Annotated in this window: 13 protein-coding genes; 4 read left to right on the forward strand and 9 right to left on the reverse strand. The window is 61.9% G+C overall.

The genetic code is table 11. From position 1 onward, the window contains the following. Window positions 1–177: 177 nt before the first annotated feature. The 9 genes from JFT58_RS00300 to bioB all read right to left on the reverse strand — a co-directional run bounded on the left by JFT58_RS00300 (window position 178) and on the right by bioB (window position 10,765). Window positions 178–1,947 carry an acyl-CoA dehydrogenase C-terminal domain-containing protein gene (locus JFT58_RS00300; RefSeq protein ID WP_054896782.1) on the reverse strand — a complete coding sequence of 590 codons (1,770 nt, stop codon included), beginning with the start codon at window positions 1,945–1,947 and terminating at the stop codon, window positions 178–180. A gap of 90 nt (window positions 1,948–2,037) precedes the next feature. Then, window positions 2,038–3,327 (reverse strand): GGDEF domain-containing protein, encoded by a 1,290-nt coding sequence (locus JFT58_RS00305; protein WP_054896781.1) that lies wholly within the window; start codon window positions 3,325–3,327, stop codon window positions 2,038–2,040. A gap of 317 nt (window positions 3,328–3,644) precedes the next feature. Beyond that, on the reverse strand, window positions 3,645–5,450 hold the full coding sequence (locus JFT58_RS00310; protein WP_014720204.1) for a phenylacyl-CoA dehydrogenase: 1,806 nt from the start codon (window positions 5,448–5,450) through the stop codon (window positions 3,645–3,647). 337 nt (window positions 5,451–5,787) lie between these two features. Continuing rightward, a complete protein-coding gene (locus tag JFT58_RS00315; RefSeq protein WP_054896780.1) occupies window positions 5,788–6,069 on the reverse strand; it encodes a hypothetical protein in 282 nt (93 codons plus the stop codon). A 106-nt stretch (window positions 6,070–6,175) separates the two neighbouring features. Beyond that, window positions 6,176–6,856 (reverse strand): dethiobiotin synthase, encoded by a 681-nt coding sequence (gene bioD / locus JFT58_RS00320; RefSeq protein ID WP_034128848.1) that lies wholly within the window; start codon window positions 6,854–6,856, stop codon window positions 6,176–6,178. Next, complete coding sequence (bioC, locus tag JFT58_RS00325; protein WP_054896779.1) at window positions 6,853–7,665, reverse strand: malonyl-ACP O-methyltransferase BioC; 813 nt, start codon at window positions 7,663–7,665, stop codon at window positions 6,853–6,855. Before bioC ends, bioD begins: the two co-directional genes overlap by 4 nt. Further along, window positions 7,658–8,389: an alpha/beta fold hydrolase gene (locus JFT58_RS00330; protein ID WP_054896778.1), complete on the reverse strand. Its 732-nt coding sequence runs from the start codon at window positions 8,387–8,389 to the stop codon at window positions 7,658–7,660. The genes bioC and JFT58_RS00330 overlap by 8 nt, the downstream gene beginning before the upstream one ends. Beyond that, a complete protein-coding gene (gene bioF, locus JFT58_RS00335) occupies window positions 8,382–9,563 on the reverse strand; it encodes an 8-amino-7-oxononanoate synthase (RefSeq protein ID WP_054896777.1) in 1,182 nt (393 codons plus the stop codon). The genes JFT58_RS00330 and bioF overlap by 8 nt, the downstream gene beginning before the upstream one ends. 146 nt (window positions 9,564–9,709) lie before the next feature. Then, window positions 9,710–10,765: a biotin synthase BioB gene (gene bioB, locus JFT58_RS00340; protein ID WP_014720209.1), complete on the reverse strand. Its 1,056-nt coding sequence runs from the start codon at window positions 10,763–10,765 to the stop codon at window positions 9,710–9,712. 92 nt (window positions 10,766–10,857) lie between these two features. Here bioB and JFT58_RS00345 point away from each other — a divergent pair, with 92 nt between their 5' ends. The 4 genes from JFT58_RS00345 to JFT58_RS00360 all read left to right on the forward strand — a co-directional run bounded on the left by JFT58_RS00345 (window position 10,858) and on the right by JFT58_RS00360 (window position 15,532). Then, on the forward strand, window positions 10,858–11,595 hold the full coding sequence (locus JFT58_RS00345; protein ID WP_054896776.1) for a ComF family protein: 738 nt from the start codon (window positions 10,858–10,860) through the stop codon (window positions 11,593–11,595). A gap of 58 nt (window positions 11,596–11,653) precedes the next feature. Further along, complete coding sequence (locus JFT58_RS00350; RefSeq protein ID WP_054896775.1) at window positions 11,654–12,418, forward strand: TOBE domain-containing protein; 765 nt, start codon at window positions 11,654–11,656, stop codon at window positions 12,416–12,418. 79 nt (window positions 12,419–12,497) lie between these two features. Continuing rightward, window positions 12,498–14,396: a PhoX family protein gene (locus tag JFT58_RS00355; RefSeq protein WP_054896774.1), complete on the forward strand. Its 1,899-nt coding sequence runs from the start codon at window positions 12,498–12,500 to the stop codon at window positions 14,394–14,396. Between the two features lie 161 nt (window positions 14,397–14,557). Beyond that, a complete protein-coding gene (locus tag JFT58_RS00360; protein WP_034128855.1) occupies window positions 14,558–15,532 on the forward strand; it encodes a serine/threonine protein kinase in 975 nt (324 codons plus the stop codon). Window positions 15,533–15,596 lie beyond the last annotated feature (64 nt).

A 15,596-nucleotide genomic window follows, 5' to 3' on the forward strand; every position in this document is an offset into this window, starting at 1 on the left:
GAGTGTACCCGAACAACTTTTCAGACACATAGGGTCAGTTCGTGACCGTTAAGTATTTACCAGTCACACAAGGAAGCTTTCCTGTAGGAGCGAGCTTGCTCGCGAAAAACTCACAGGCGCCGCGTTCATTCAGCAAGCACGCGTTATCGTTGACGTTCTTCGCGAGCAAGCTCGCTCCTACAGGGAGAAAGCGTCAGCTGGGAGACTCATCAGGCATTCGCTCCCTGCCTCTACCGCAGCACGGTGCATGGCCGTACGCGGCAACAAGCGCTTGAAATAAAAGTCGCAGGTCGCAAGCTTCGCCTGGGCAAACTCTTGGTCGTCCTGGCCGTGCGCCGCGATCGCCATGCGCAACCACAGGTAGGCGAGGATGATGTAACCGCTGTACATCAGGTAATCCATGGCCGCCGCGCCCACTTCATCAGGGTTTTTCATCGCGGCCGTGCCGACCTTCAAGGTCAGTTCGCCCCATTGCTGGTTCAGTTCATTGAGTTGCGCCACATGGGCCTTGAGTTGCGCATGCTCGGCATTGGCCGCGCAGAACTTATGCACAATTTTGGTAAACCCACGCAGCAACTTGCCCTGGCTGCCCAGCACCTTGCGCCCGAGCAGGTCCAGGGCCTGGATGCCGTTGGTGCCTTCATAGATCGGCGCAATCCGTGCGTCACGGGCCAGTTGCTCCATGCCCCACTCGCGAATATAGCCATGACCACCGAATACCTGCATGCCGTGGTTGGTCACCTCCAGGCCGGTTTCGGTCATGAAGGCTTTACAGATCGGCGTGAGGAAGGCCAACAGGTCCTCGGCTTCCTGGCGTTGGCCAGCGTCGCTGCCAAGGTGCGCGGTATCGAGCAGTTGCGCGGTGAAATAGGTCAACGCGCGGTTGCCCTCGTTGAAAGCCTTCATGGTCAGCAGCATGCGGCGTACATCGGCGTGCACGATGATCGGGTCAGCGGCTTTCTCCGGCGCCTTGGCACCGGTCAGCGAGCGCATCTGCAAGCGGTCGTTGGCGTACTTGATCGCGCCCTGGAAGCTCGCTTCACCGTTGCACAGGCCCTGCATTCCCGTGCCCAGGCGGGCGTGGTTCATCATGGTGAACATGCAGTTGAGGCCCTTGTTCGCCTCGCCAATCAAATAGCCTTTGGCGCCATCGAAGTTCAACACGCAGGTGGCCGAGGCCTTGATGCCCATCTTGTGTTCGATGGAGCCGCAGTGCACCGCATTGCGCTCGCCGGAGTCGGCATGGAACTTGGGCACGATAAACAACGAGATGCCCTTGGTACCCGCCGGCGCGTCCGGCAGCTTGGCCAGCACCAGGTGGATGATATTGGCGCTCATGTCGTGCTCGCCGGCCGAGATGAAGATCTTGCTGCCGGTGACCGCGTAACTGCCGTCCGCCTGCGGCACGGCGCGGGTCTTGATCAAGCCCAGGTCGGTGCCGCAGTGGGCTTCGGTCAGGCACATGGTGCCGGTCCATTCGCCAGCGGTGAGCTTGCTCAGGTAAGTGGCTTTCTGTTCGTCGGTGCCGTGGGCGTGGATGGCCGACATCGCACCGTGGGTCAGGCCCGGGTACATGCCCCAGGAGGTGTTGCTGGAGCCGATCATCTCGCTCAACACCAGGCCGAGGGAATGGGGCAGGCCCTGGCCACCGTAGGCCGGGTCTGCCGCCACGCCGTGCCAGCCGCCTTCCACATACTGGGCAAAGGCTTGCTTGAAGCCTTTGGGAGTGGTCACCACGCCATTATCGAAATGGCAGCCCTCTTCATCGCCGCTGCGATTGAGCGGCGCGAGTACGTTTTCGCAGAACCTGGCGCCTTCTTCGAGGATCGCACTGACCATGTCCGGGCTGGCATCCGTGGCGCCCAGGTCAGCGTAGTGGCCGTGGAAATCGAATACGGTGTCGATCAGAAAGCGCATGTCGCGCAAGGGAGCTTTGTACTCAGGCATGGCAATGTCTCCGGCAGCAGATAGGGTTAACCTACTGCCGGCCGTGGCCGTGGACAATCACTGTAGCGCTGCTGAATACAGCGCCATTACTCAACCGGCAGCGCTCTCCATGCGCACCGCGCCACGGCGGGTTTGCCCGGCTGCGACCACACAATTACGCCCCGCCCCCTTGGCGGTGTAAAGCGCCTGGTCGGCGGATTTGAGCACCTCGTCGGGGCTGCGTTGCTCGGCCTGGCGCTCGGCCACGCCGATGCTTACCGTCACCGACACACTGGACGCGCCGCTGCCCGCACGGCGCTGGCGGCCTTGATGATCGTCCTGGGGGCGGTCCGGGTTGCGCAACTTGATGTCGTAGCTGGCGATGATCTCGCGGATTTCCTCCAGGTGGGGCATGCACTCATCCAGGGTCTTGCCGGCAAACACCACGGCAAACTCTTCACCGCCGTAACGATAGGCCCGCCCGCCGCCATTGACCTTGGACAGCTTGCTCGCCACCAGGCGCAGCACCTGGTCGCCCACATCGTGGCCGTGGGTGTCATTGAAACGCTTGAAGTGATCGACGTCGCTCATCGCCAATACATAGTTGCGCCCCAACCGCTGCATGCGCTCGTTGAGGGCACGGCGCCCCGGCAAACCAGTGAGCTCATCACGAAACGCCATTTGATACGCCTCGTGCGCCACCCCCGCAGCGATCATCAGCATCACCTGGCTGCACATGATGTTGAGGGTGAACGGCAGGATGAAGGTTTGCGGCAACATCCAGAACATGCCCAGCAACCCCACCAGTTGTGCGGCGTGCAGCGGGCGCGGCTGGTACCAGTATTGGGCGGCCAGGGTGAGAAAGCCGATCAGGAACATCGGATAGGAAAGTTGGATCAGGCTCATCCAGGCGCCATGCAGCATCGGCCAACGGATCTCCGCCAACCAGCCCAGCAAGGCCTGGGGAAAACTCTGCTCCAGGGCCAGCGCCACACTGCCCACCGCCAGCAGCACCGCACAGCGGGCGACGAAGTCGCGGAACAGATGGGTCTTTTCCTGCCACAGCGCATAAATGCTGAACAGCAAAGGCAACAGCAGGCAGCACAGGTGGAACACCACCGCAGCGTCTTCACGCACGCGACCATTGTCGCGGTAGAAGTCGGTCTGGGTATCCAGCAGGAAATAGGTGACGTAAACCGTGACCATCAGGAACAGTTCACGCTGGCGTCGATACACCGCGCAGTAGGCGCCGCCGAGCAACAGGACCAGGGTGGGCAGCACGTTGAACAGCGAGGTGAAGAAGACGCTGAGGTCCTTGACGTACGCAGCCGAGAGCCCGGCCAGCAACAGCAGCAGCGAAGGGAGAAAATGGCTGAAACGTACAGCGGACACGCGTGACAAGGGTAAAGCTCCGACCCGCCAACAAATAATGGCACTGTGCCTCTAAGCGATCAGTTAAGCACAACCGACCGGCCATGTATCACATTGCCATCACTGTAACGGCAGCTCATCGCAATCCCTGAGCGCATTACTGCGGTTTTTTAGACGCGCCCCCTGGAGGAGCGAGCTCGCTCGCGAAAATGTCACTGGTACCGCGTTTAACCAGACCGCCCGCGTTATCTTTAACGACCTTCGCGAGCAAGCTCACGCCTACACAAGTGCAAAAAAACCGCCGCGTCCCGAAGGAGGCGGCGGTTTTCAGAAGGATCCGGTAAGGCTTAGTAAGCCAGGCCGAAATCTTCTTCTTTCATGTCCATCAGATTGTTGGCGCCCGACAGCATGGTTGCCACGTGGGTGCGGGTACGCGGCAGGATGCGCTGGAAGTAGAAGCGCGCAGTCTGCAACTTGGCGGTGTAGAACGCCTCTTCGCTGGTGCCGGCGGCCAGTTTCTCGGCGGCCAGGCGTGCCATGTCGGCCCAGAAGTAAGCCAGGCAGGCGTAGCCGGAGTACATCAGGTAGTCCACCGAGGCAGCACCGACTTCTTCACGGTCTTTCATCGCGGCCATGCCGACCTTCATGGTCAACTCGCCCCACTCTTTGTTCAGTGCCGCCAGCGGTGCAACGAATTCTTTAACCGCGTCGTTACCTTCGTTGGCCTGGCAGAACTTGTGCACGATCTTGGTGAAGCCCTTGAGCGCTTCGCCTTGGGTCATCAGCACTTTACGGCCGAGCAGGTCCAGCGCCTGGATGCCGGTGGTGCCTTCGTACAGCATAGAAATGCGGCTGTCGCGCACGTTCTGCTCCATGCCCCACTCAGCGATAAAGCCGTGGCCACCGTAGATCTGCACGCCGTGGTTGGCCGATTCAAAACCGACTTCGGTCATGAATGCCTTGGCGATCGGGGTCATGAAGGCCAGCAGGGCATCTGCCTGTTTCTTGGCTTCGTCGTCGGTACCGTACTTGACGATGTCCACTTGCTTGGCAGTGAAGTACACCATCGCACGGTTACCTTCGGCGAAGGCTTTCATGGTCAGCAGCATGCGGCGTACGTCAGGGTGCACGATGATCGGGTCAGCAGCTTTATCTGGCGCTTTCGGGCCGGTCAGGGAGCGCATTTGCAGGCGATCACGCGCATATTTCAAGCCGCCCTGGAAGCCGATCTCGGCGTGAGCCAGGCCTTGCAGCGCGGTGCCCAGGCGAGCGGTGTTCATAAAGGTGAACATGCAGTTCAGGCCTTTGTTCGCCGGGCCGATCAGGAAACCGGTGGCCGCGTCGAAGTTCATCACGCAGGTGGCGTTGCCGTGGATGCCCATCTTGTGTTCCAGGGAACCACAGGTGACCGCGTTGCGCTCGCCCACAGAGCCATCGGCGTTGGGCAGGAACTTGGGCACGATAAACAGCGAGATGCCTTTGGTGCCAGCCGGTGCATCCGGCAGGCGGGCCAGTACGATGTGGACGATGTTGTCGGCCATGTCGTGTTCGCCGGCCGAGATGAAGATCTTGGTACCGGAGACTTTGTAGGAACCGTCAGCCTGAGGCTCGGCCTTGGTGCGCAGCATGCCCAGGTCGGTGCCGCAGTGTGGCTCGGTCAGGCACATGGTGCCGGTCCATTCGCCCGACACCAGTTTGGTCAGGTAAGCGTCTTGCTGCTCGGGGGTGCCGTGTTCGGAAATGGTATTCATCGCGCCATGGGACAGGCCAGGGTACATGCCCCACGACCAGTTGGCTTCGCCGACCATTTCGCTCACGGCCAGGCCCAGGGATTCCGGCAGGCCTTGACCACCGTGCTCCACGTCGTGGGCCAGACTTGGCCAGCCGCCTTCGACGAATTGTTTGTAGGCTTCTTTGAAGCCCGCAGGGGTTTTAACGCCTGACTCACTCCAGGTACACCCTTCGATGTCGCCCACGCGGTTCAACGGTGCCAGTACTTGCTCACAGAACTTGGCGCCTTCTTCGAGGATGGCGTCGACCATGTCCGGGGTAGCGTCCTGGCAAGCCGGCAGGCTCTGATAGTGCGCTTCATAACCGAGCAGTTCGTCACGAACGAAGCGAATATCACGCAAGGGGGCCTTGTAGTCAGGCATAGCGATAAACCTCTGCTGATGTAACTGGGATGAACAACCGCATGGATTTTTTATGGCGGTCAAACAGGTGTTTGAAACATACGTTTACGACCCAGGGTTGTCAAGCGTCGGCCAGATGCCGTTTGTCTTGACGCGGGTCAGCCAGGCACGTCGAGGCCTGCGGCGGGGGATGCCTCATGATTCAAGGAAGGTAAAAGTACAGAGCAGAATGTCGCAGAACGACTGTGGGAGCTGGCTTGCCTGCGATGCAGCCGCCAGGGTGTATCAGGTGATAGCCGTGGATGCTATCGCAGGCAAGCCAGCTCCCACAGAGAGAAGCGGGCGTGCGATAGAGAAGTTAAGCGTAGGTATCGATCAACGTACCGAGCATTTCATCCGAAGCCTTGGCGACTTTCGCCCCCAGCTCGATTTGAAACTTGCCCTGGGCCATTTCCACCATGTTGCTCGCCGAATTGGACGCTTGGGCGCGGTCATTGGCTTGCAGACGGTCGCTTTGCGCGGCCGATGGCTGGGTGGTCGCGGCGCTGGCAATCTTGCCGGCCGCCTGGTCGACACGGTTCTGCCCGGTCTGAATGCTGCTCAGGCCCGAATAAAACGCGCTGCTTCCAGAGATTTCCATGGCGTAAGCCTGCCTTTAGAGAATCGTGAAGCCCGATTGAACCAGAGATCCTGGCAAAAGGCCCGTCAAAAACACTAATGGCATATTGCCTTAGCGATAGCCAAAATCAGTCAAGCAGGTCCAGTTCCAAGTACTCGGCCACCGCGCCAGCCCCGGCGTGCTTGAGTTTCGGCACTCGCCCCAGGCAAGGCGCGGGCAGGCGCTCAGCCAGGGTGGCGAGGTTTTCTTCCAGACGAGAGGTCTTGGGGTCGATGATATTTGCCACCCAGCCCGCCAACGGCAAGCCATCCCGTGCGATGGCTTCGGCGGTGAGCAACGCGTGGCTGATGCACCCAAGACGCACGCCTACCACCAGGATCACCGGCAGTTTGAGCGCCATGGCCAGGTCCGACAGGTTGGCCTGGTCGGCCAAGGGCACGCGCCAACCGCCTGCCCCTTCGATCAAGGTGAAGTCCGCACCCCGTGCCAGGATCTGCTGCATCGGCTTGAGCAGCGATTGCACCGTGAGCCCGACGCCCGCCTCGCGCGCTGCCAGATGCGGCGCGATAGCTGGCTCGAAGGCCACCGGGTTGACCTCGGCATAACTGAGCGGTACTGAACACTCGGCCAGCAACGCCAACGCATCGGCATTGCGCAGCCCCTGGGCCGTCAGTTGGCAGCCCGACGCCACCGGCTTTCCGGCGGCCGTGCTTTTGCCGGAAAGCCTGGCCGCATGCAACAGGCCGGCGGCGATGGTGGTCTTGCCAACATCGGTGTCTGTACCGGTGATGAAGTAAGCGGCGCTCATAACGGTTTCTCCAGTACGGCATACACCACTTGGTACGTGGCGGGCAGGCCCTGGGCCTGGCGGAATTGCTCGTAGGCCTCTACCAGCGCGACAATCCGCGCACGGCCCGTCAACCCTCCCGGGCGGCCTGGGTTGAGGTTGTGGGCGCCCAACGCCTTGAGCTCATGGGTCAGGCTGCGCACATCCGGGTAATGCAATACGTGGGGCTGTCGCTCCAGGCTGATCACGCGCAAGCCACTGGCCGCACACCGTTGCTGATAAACCTCGAAGGTGCGGAAGCGATTGACGTGGACCAGGCCGTCCGCCGCCCGCCAACTCTCGCGCAACTCATCCAGGGTGCCTACGCACAGGCTGGCAAAGGCCAGCACGCCACCTGGTCGCAGCACACGCCGGGCTTCGCTGAGCACCGCATCAAAATGGGCACACCACTGTACCGCGAGGCTGGAGAAGAGCAGCTCAACGCTGTCAGCTGTAAGCGGCAAGCGTTCTGCATCACCGGCTATAAAGTGCACGGCGCCACCCAGCGGACGCGCGTGGTTGAGCATGCCCTCGGCAATGTCCAGCGCCACACCTTGGCTACCGGGCAAACGCTCGCCCAGTACGCGACTGAAGTAGCCCGTGCCGCAGCCCATGTCCAGCCAACGCTGTGGCGCCAGGCCGTGCGGCAAACGGCTGAGCAGTTCATGGCCGACCGCACGCTGCAACTCGGCCACACTGTCGTAACTGGCCGCCGCACGGGAGAACGAGGCCGCAACCTGGCGCTTGTCCGGCAAGCCCCCTGGCAAGGGCGGGTGGGATAGGTCAGTCATCAACACACTCATGCAAAAAAGCCTGGATGGCCCCGGCAACTCCGTGAGGGTCTTCCAGAAGAAACGCGTGACCGGCCTGTTCAATCAGGCCGATTTCTACATCGGGGAGCAAGGCCAGCAGGTCACTGGCGGCTTCAGCAGGCACCAGCCCATCCAGGCCGGCAAACAGGTGCAACTGCGGCCCACGAAAGGCCTGCAAGGCCGCCCGCGTATCCAGTTGGGCCAACAGCTCCAGGCCGGGCATCAAGACGCTGGGAGAGGTATTCGGCGCACCGCTGACCAACAACCGCGACAAGCCACGCGGGTCTTCGGCACCCTTGGCACACAACAGCCCAAAGCGCTTGAGCGTGACCTGGGAATCGGCATGGCAGCCGGCCAGAAATGCGTCGAAGGTTTCCGTAGGCATCCCATGGGGCCAACCGTCATGGGCGACGAAACACGGGTTGCTCGCCAGGGTCAGCAAGCCACAGCACCGCTCGCCACGGCGTGCCGCCAACTCGGACGCGAGCATGCCGCCCAGCGACCAGCCCCCGAGCCAGGCATTGTCCGGCAGCGTCGCATCGAGCTCATCGAGCCATTCACCGAGTTCGCTGGCCTGCAGCGCCGGCAAGGGTTCGATCTGTACCTGTAAATGCTCGTTCAGGCCGTGCAGCGCAGCGGCCAACGGTTCCAGCGGTGACACACCCAGGCCCCAGCCCGGTAGCAGGATCAGTCGATTACGCATAGCCGGGCTCCGAGGCGTCTAACAAGCGAAAACACGCTTGCAACCCGTCTAACAATAGCTGCACCTGCGCTTCGCTGTGGGCCGCCGTCAATGTCACCCGTAGACGAGCACTGCCGGCGGGCACGGTCGGTGGGCGAATGGCAGTCACCATCAGGCCGCGCTCGCGCAGCATCTGCGAGAGGCGCAGTGCCCGGACGCTGTCGCCAATCAGGATCGGTTGGATCGGCGTAAAGCTGTCCATCAACGCCAGGCCTATCTGCTCGGCGCCGCGACGGAACTGGCGGATCAACGCGTTGAGGTGCTCGCGTCGCCAATGTTCGCTGCGCAGCAGTTCCAGGCTTTTGAGGGTGGCGCAGGCCAGTGCCGGTGGTTGGCTGGTGGTGTAGATATACGGGCGTGCGAATTGGATCAGGCTCTCGATCAAGTCCTCACTGCCGGCCACGAAGGCCCCGGCGGTGCCGAACGCTTTGCCCAAGGTGCCAACCAGCACGGGCACGTCGTCCTGGCTCAAGCTGAAATGTTCGACGATGCCGCCGCCATTGGCGCCCAGCGGGCCGAAGCCATGGGCGTCATCCACCATCAGCCAGGCACCTTTGGCCTTGGTTTCACGGGCCAGCGCGGGCAGGTCGGCGAGGTCGCCGTCCATGCTGAACACACCGTCGGTGACTACCAAGGTATTGCCGGTGGCTTTCTCCAGGCGCTTGGCCAGGCTGCCCGCGTCGTTATGCAGATAGCGGTTGAAACGCGCACCGGACAGCAAACCGGCATCCAGCAAGGACGCGTGGTTAAGCCGGTCTTCCAGTACCGTATCGCCCTGCCCCACCAGCGCCGTGACCGCGCCGAGGTTGGCCATGTAGCCAGTGGTGAACAGCAAGGCACGCGGGCGACCGGTCAAATCAGCCAGGGCTTCTTCCAGCTCATGGTGCGGTGTGGCGTGGCCCACCACCAAGTGCGAAGCGCCACCGCCCACGCCCCAGCGGGACGCACCGGCGCGCCAGGCTTCGATCACTTGCGGGTGATTGGCCAGGCCGAGGTAATCGTTATTGCAGAAGGCCAACAACGGTTGCCCGTCCACCACCACGTGCGGGCCTTGGGGGCTCTGCAGCAAGGGGCGCTGGCGGTAAAGATGGTCGGCACGGCGGGCAGCGAGGCGCGCGGCGAGATCGAAAGACATGCTGGCCTCGATTTAACAGGTTCAACTCAATCCGATGGGGGAGCTGGCTTGCCTGCGATAGCGGTCCTTCTGACACTTCAATACTGAAAGTGCCGCCGCCATCGCAGGCAAGCCAGCTCCCACACTGGAATGCATTCCAAAGGTGGTTACACCACAGCGTTGTAGAACTGCTCGCTGCTCTTTTGCTCCACCAACGCCTGCTCGATCGCCGCCTGATGCACTTCATCGGCATGCTCTTCACGGGCTTCGGGCAGGATGCCCAAGCGTGCGAACAGTTGCATATCCTTGTCCGCCTGGGGGTTGGCGGTGGTCAGCAGTTTGTCGCCGTAGAAGATCGAGTTGGCGCCGGCAAAAAAGGCCAGGGCCTGCATCTGCTCATTCATGGCTTCGCGGCCAGCCGACAGGCGCACGTGGGACTGCGGCATCAGGATGCGCGCCACCGCCAGCATGCGGATGAAATCGAAGGGGTCGATGTCATCGGCGTTTTCCAACGGCGTGCCCGCCACTTTCACCAGCATGTTGATCGGCACCGACTCCGGATGCTCCGGCAGGTTGGCCAACTGGATTAGCAAGTTGGCGCGGTCGTCGAGAGACTCGCCCATGCCAAGGATGCCGCCCGAACAGATCTTCATCCCCGAGTCACGCACGTACGCCAGGGTTTGCAGGCGCTCGCTGTAGGTGCGGGTGGTGATGATCGAGCCGTAGAACTCCGGCGAGGTGTCGAGGTTGTGGTTGTAGTAGTCCAGGCCGGCCTGGGCCAGGGCTTCGGTCTGGTCCTGGTCAAGGCGACCGAGAGTCATGCAGGTTTCCAGGCCCATGGCCTTCACGCCTTTGACCATTTCCAGCACATAGGGCATGTCTTTGGCCGACGGATGTTTCCATGCCGCGCCCATGCAGAAACGCGTCGAACCGATGGCCTTGGCACGTGCGGCCTCTTCGAGGACCTTCTGCACCTCCATCAGCTTCTCTTTTTCCAGGCCAGTGTTGTAGTGGCCCGACTGCGGACAATATTTGCAATCTTCCGGGCAGGCGCCGGTCTTGATCGACAGCAGCGTCGATACTTGCACGCGGTTGGCGTCGAAATGCGCGCGGTGCACGGTCTGCGCCTGGAACAACAGGTCGTTGAAGGGCTGCACGAACAGGGCTTTGACTTCAGCTAAAGACCAATCGTGACGCAGGGTGGCAGAGGTGCTGGCGCTCATGGGCGATTCCTTGATTATGCTTTGGCAAGCGCTGCGGGAAAGGCAATACCCACAGGCACGACACGGATGCTCGGCATATTTAAGGAAGATTCATGCACTGTCAACCTGAGCACAAACACGAAGTTTACATCTGGTTAAAAAGCATACAGCCTTGTTTGATCTGCGATGAGTGCATCGAATCAGACGAGCCCCTGTGCAGCGCCTGCGAAACAGAATTGCCATGGCTGATGGAACAGTGCGAACGCTGCGCACTGCCCTTACCCATGGACGGACTGCTCTGCGGCCAGTGCCAAAAACAGCCACCGGCCTTTCACCAGGTGGTCGCGCCATGGACCTACAGTTTTCCCGTGGACACCCTGATCAGCCGCTTCAAGCATCAGGCGCGTTGGCCGCTGGGGCACTTGCTGGCGCGCCTGCTGGGGCAGCACTTGCAACATCGCTTCGATAACGCCGAACTGGAGCGCCCCGACTGCCTGCTACCGGTGCCCATGGCGCGCAAACGCCTGTGCGAACGCGGCTTTAATCAAGCGTTGATGCTGGCCCGCTGGCTCAATCACACCCTCGACATTCCCTTTGATGAACACGCGCTCTTACGCCCCCATGAAACCGTGGCGCAGCAAGACCTCGATGCCAAGACCCGCAAACGCAACCTGCTCAACGCCTTCGCACTGGCCCCCGGCATCCAGGTTGCAGGGCAACATCTGGCGCTGGTAGACGACGTCCTCACCACCGGCGCCACGGCCCACAGCCTGGCGCGCTTGTTGATAAACGCCGGCGCGCGCCAGGTGGATGTGTATTGCCTGGCCCGTACGCCCAAACCCGGCAGCTGACTTGACTCCCCTGCGCCAGCGCGGCAACGTCGGCGCATCTCACCCAAGCGTATCTGCCATGTCTGTGCCCAGCCCTCTCAGCCAACACATCATCCGCCGCCCCCAGCGTATTGCCTTGCTGGGGCATATCGCCGAGCAGGGCTCCATCACCCGTGCGGCCAAGAGTGCCGGGTTGAGTTACAAGGCCGCCTGGGACGCCATTGATGAACTGAACAACCTGGCGCAAAAACCGCTGGTGCAACGCAGCGTCGGTGGCAAGGGCGGTGGCGGCGCCAAACTGACTCAGGAAGGCGAACGGGTGCTGCGCCTCTATCAGCGCCTGCAACTGCTTCAGGCCGAGATCCTTGGCTCGGACGAAGCGGCCAGCGACTTCAACCTGCTGGGCCGCTTGATGCTGCGCACCAGCGCGCGCAACCAATTGCACGGCCAGGTCAGCACCATAGAGAGCCATGGCCACAACGACATGATCCGCCTGCAATTGGCCGGCGGCCTGCACCTCGACGCACAGATCACCCACGACAGCACCCTGCGCCTGGAGCTGCAGACCGGTGTGGAAGTAGTGGCCCTGATCAAGGCCGGGTGGCTTGAATTACTGGCGGACGGACAAGCTGAAACACTTGGACACAATTGCCTGGAAGGCAGGATCGAGACCATTCTCGCCGCCGACGACGGCCCCAGCGAGGTGCGTATTGCCCTGCCCAACGGCCAAGTGTTGTGCGCGCTGGCGCCGCCCGTCGCACTCAAGGCCATTGATGCGGCGCAGGGCCAGCCGATCCGCGTGCAGTTTGCACCCAGCCATGTGTTGCTTGGCACACCGGTGTAACGGGCGCGCGTCTTCAAGCTGCAACAATTCGGTCACAAGCGCTGCTTAAGGTGTCTGCAAAAACCTTAAGGAGCCTGTGATGAGCCTATTAGAAGAAAACCAAGCCACCGACCTTGAACAGATGGTGGGCCTGACCCGCCGTCGCTTTATCGGCGCAGGCGCCCTGTGCGGCGCCGCGATGTTTCTCGGCGGCAACCTGCTGAGCCGCAGCGCCCTGGCCGTGAATGCCGCTACCGCCAGCCCGTTGCTGGGGTTCACCAGCATCGCCGCCGCCACCAGCGACACCATCACCCTGCCACCGGGCTACAGTGCTTCGGTGTTGATCAGTTGGGGCCAGCCCCTGCACAACAACGCCCCGGCTTTCGACCCGTCCGGCCATGGCACCGCCAAGGCTCAGGAACAACAGTTCGGCGACAACAACGACGGCATGAGCCTGTTTCCATTCCCCGGTGACGACAACCGCGCGCTGATGGCGATCAACAACGAATACACCAACTATCGCTACCTCTACGCCCACGGCGGCGCGCCTCAATCGGCCGAAGACGTGCGCAAGGCCCTGGCCAGCGAAGGCGTGTCGGTGATCGAAGTACACCGCAAGGGCGACACCTGGCAGTTCGTCCAGGATTCGCGCTACAACCGGCGCATCCACGGCAATTCATCGATCCGTTTGAGTGGCCCTGCCGCCGGCCATGACTGGCTGAAAACCGGCGCCGACAAGACCGGCAAAAAAGTCCTCGGCACGTTCCAGAACTGCGCCAACGGCAAGACGCCGTGGGGCACCTACCTGACCTGCGAAGAAAACTTCACCGACTGCTTCGGCAGCAGCAACCCGCAGCAAACCTTCGACGCAGGGCAGAAGCGCTACGGCGTGGTGGCCGCCAGCAAAGACATCAACTGGCATCAGCACGACCCGCGCTTTGACATGGCCAAGAACCCCAACGAACTCAATCGCCATGGTTGGGTGGTGGAAATCGACCCGTTCGATCCGCAATCCACCCCAGTCAAACGCACGGCCCTGGGGCGCTTCAAACACGAAAACGCGGCCCTCGCCGAAACCCGTGACGGTCGCGCCGTGGTGTACATGGGCGACGATGAACGCGGTGAATTCATCTACAAGTTCATCAGCCGCGATCAGATCAACCACAACAACCCGAAGGCCAACAAAGATCTGCTCGACCACGGCACCTTGTACGTGGCGATCTTCGACGCGGGCGACGGCAACGCCGACCACCCCAAGGGCAAAGGCCAGTGGGTTGAACTCACCCATGGCAAAAACGGCATCGACGCCAGCAGCGGTTTCGCCAACCAGGCCGAGGTGCTGATTCATGCGCGCCTGGCCGCCAGCGTGGTGAAAGCCACACGCATGGACCGCCCGGAATGGATCGTGGTCAGCCCCACCGACAGCCAGGTCTATTGCACCCTGACCAACAACGCCAAGCGCGGCGAAGAGGGCCAGCCGGTGGGCGGCCCCAACCCACGGGAGAAAAACGTCTACGGCCAGATCCTGCGCTGGAAAGCCGACGCCGATAACCACGGTGCCACGGACTTCACCTGGGACCTGTTCGTGGTGGCCGGCAACCCCGGCGTGCATGCCGGCAACCCCAAGGGCGGCTCGTCCAACATCAACCCGCAAAACATGTTCAACAGCCCCGACGGCCTGGGCTTCGACAAAGCCGGGCGCCTGTGGATCCTGACCGATGGCGACTACAGCAACGCCGGCGACTTTGCGGGCATGGGCAATAACCAGATGCTGTGCGCCGACCCGAGCACTGGAGAAATCCGTCGCTTCATGGTGGGGCCGGTGGCGTGTGAAGTGACGGGGATCAGCTTTTCGCCGGACCAGAAAACCTTGTTCGTGGGCATTCAGCACCCAGGGGAAACCGGTGGCTCGACCTGGCCGGAACACCTGCCCAATGGCAAACCGCGGTCGTCGGTGATGGCGATTCGGCGGGATGATGGCGGGATCGTAGGCGCCTGATAGACCGCTATCGCAGGCAAGCCAGCACCCACATTTCGATGTGTAAATACATGCCAGTGTGGGAGCTGGCTTGCCTGCGAAGGCGTCCGCACAGCCACCGCCTATCTATGCTGTTACCATACCCGGCCGGACGCGGCGCCCTGCTGCGCGCAGGAGTTCGCATGGCCCACCCGTTTGAAACACTCACCCCAGACCTGGTGCTCGACGCCGTCGAAAGCATCGGTTTCCTCAGCGACGCGCGGGTTCTGGCGCTCAACAGCTACGAAAACCGCGTGTACCAAGTGGGCATCGAAGACGCCGAACCACTGATCGCCAAGTTCTATCGCCCCCAGCGCTGGACCAACGAGGCGATCCTGGAAGAACACCGCTTCACCTTCGAACTGGCCGAGTGCGATGTACCGGTGGTCGCCCCGTTGATCCACAACGGCGAGAGCCTGTTCGAACACGCAGGTTTCCGCTTCACCCTGTTTCCGCGCCGTGGCGGCCGCGCGCCGGAGCCGGGCAACCTCGATCAGCTTTACCGGCTCGGGCAACTGCTGGGGCGTTTGCACGCGGTGGGCTCCACCCGCCCGTTCGAACACCGCGAAGCCCTGGGGGTGAAGAATTTCGGTCACGACTCCCTCACCACCTTGCTTGAAGGCAACTTCATTCCCAAAAGCCTGTTGCCGGCCTACGAGTCCGTGGCCCGCGACCTGCTCAAGCGTGTGGAAGAGGTTTACAAGGCCACGCCGCACAAGAACATCCGCATGCACGGTGACTGCCACCCCGGCAACATGATGTGCCGCGACGAGATGTTCCATATCGTCGACCTGGATGACTGCCGCATGGGCCCGGCGGTGCAAGACCTGTGGATGATGCTGGCGGGCGACCGCCAGGAATGCCTCGGCCAGCTCTCGGAACTGATGGACGGCTATCAGGAATTCCACGACTTCGACCCGCGCGAACTGGCGCTGATCGAGCCGCTGCGCGCCCTGCGCCTGATGCACTACAGTGCCTGGCTCGCACGACGCTGGGACGACCCGGCGTTTCCCCATAGTTTTCCGTGGTTTGGCAGCGAGCGGTATTGGGGCGACCAGGTGCTGGCGTTGCGTGAGCAACTGTCGGCGCTCAATGAAGAACCGCTAAAACTCTTCTGAACGCGTTCCATCATCGCGCCCACGCCCTGCGTGGGCGCGCATCCTGTGACGCTCCGCGTCACGA

The organism is Pseudomonas sp. MF6767, assembly GCF_016405475.1.
GTDB classification, from domain to species: Bacteria; Pseudomonadota; Gammaproteobacteria; order Pseudomonadales; family Pseudomonadaceae; genus Aquipseudomonas; species Aquipseudomonas paracarnis.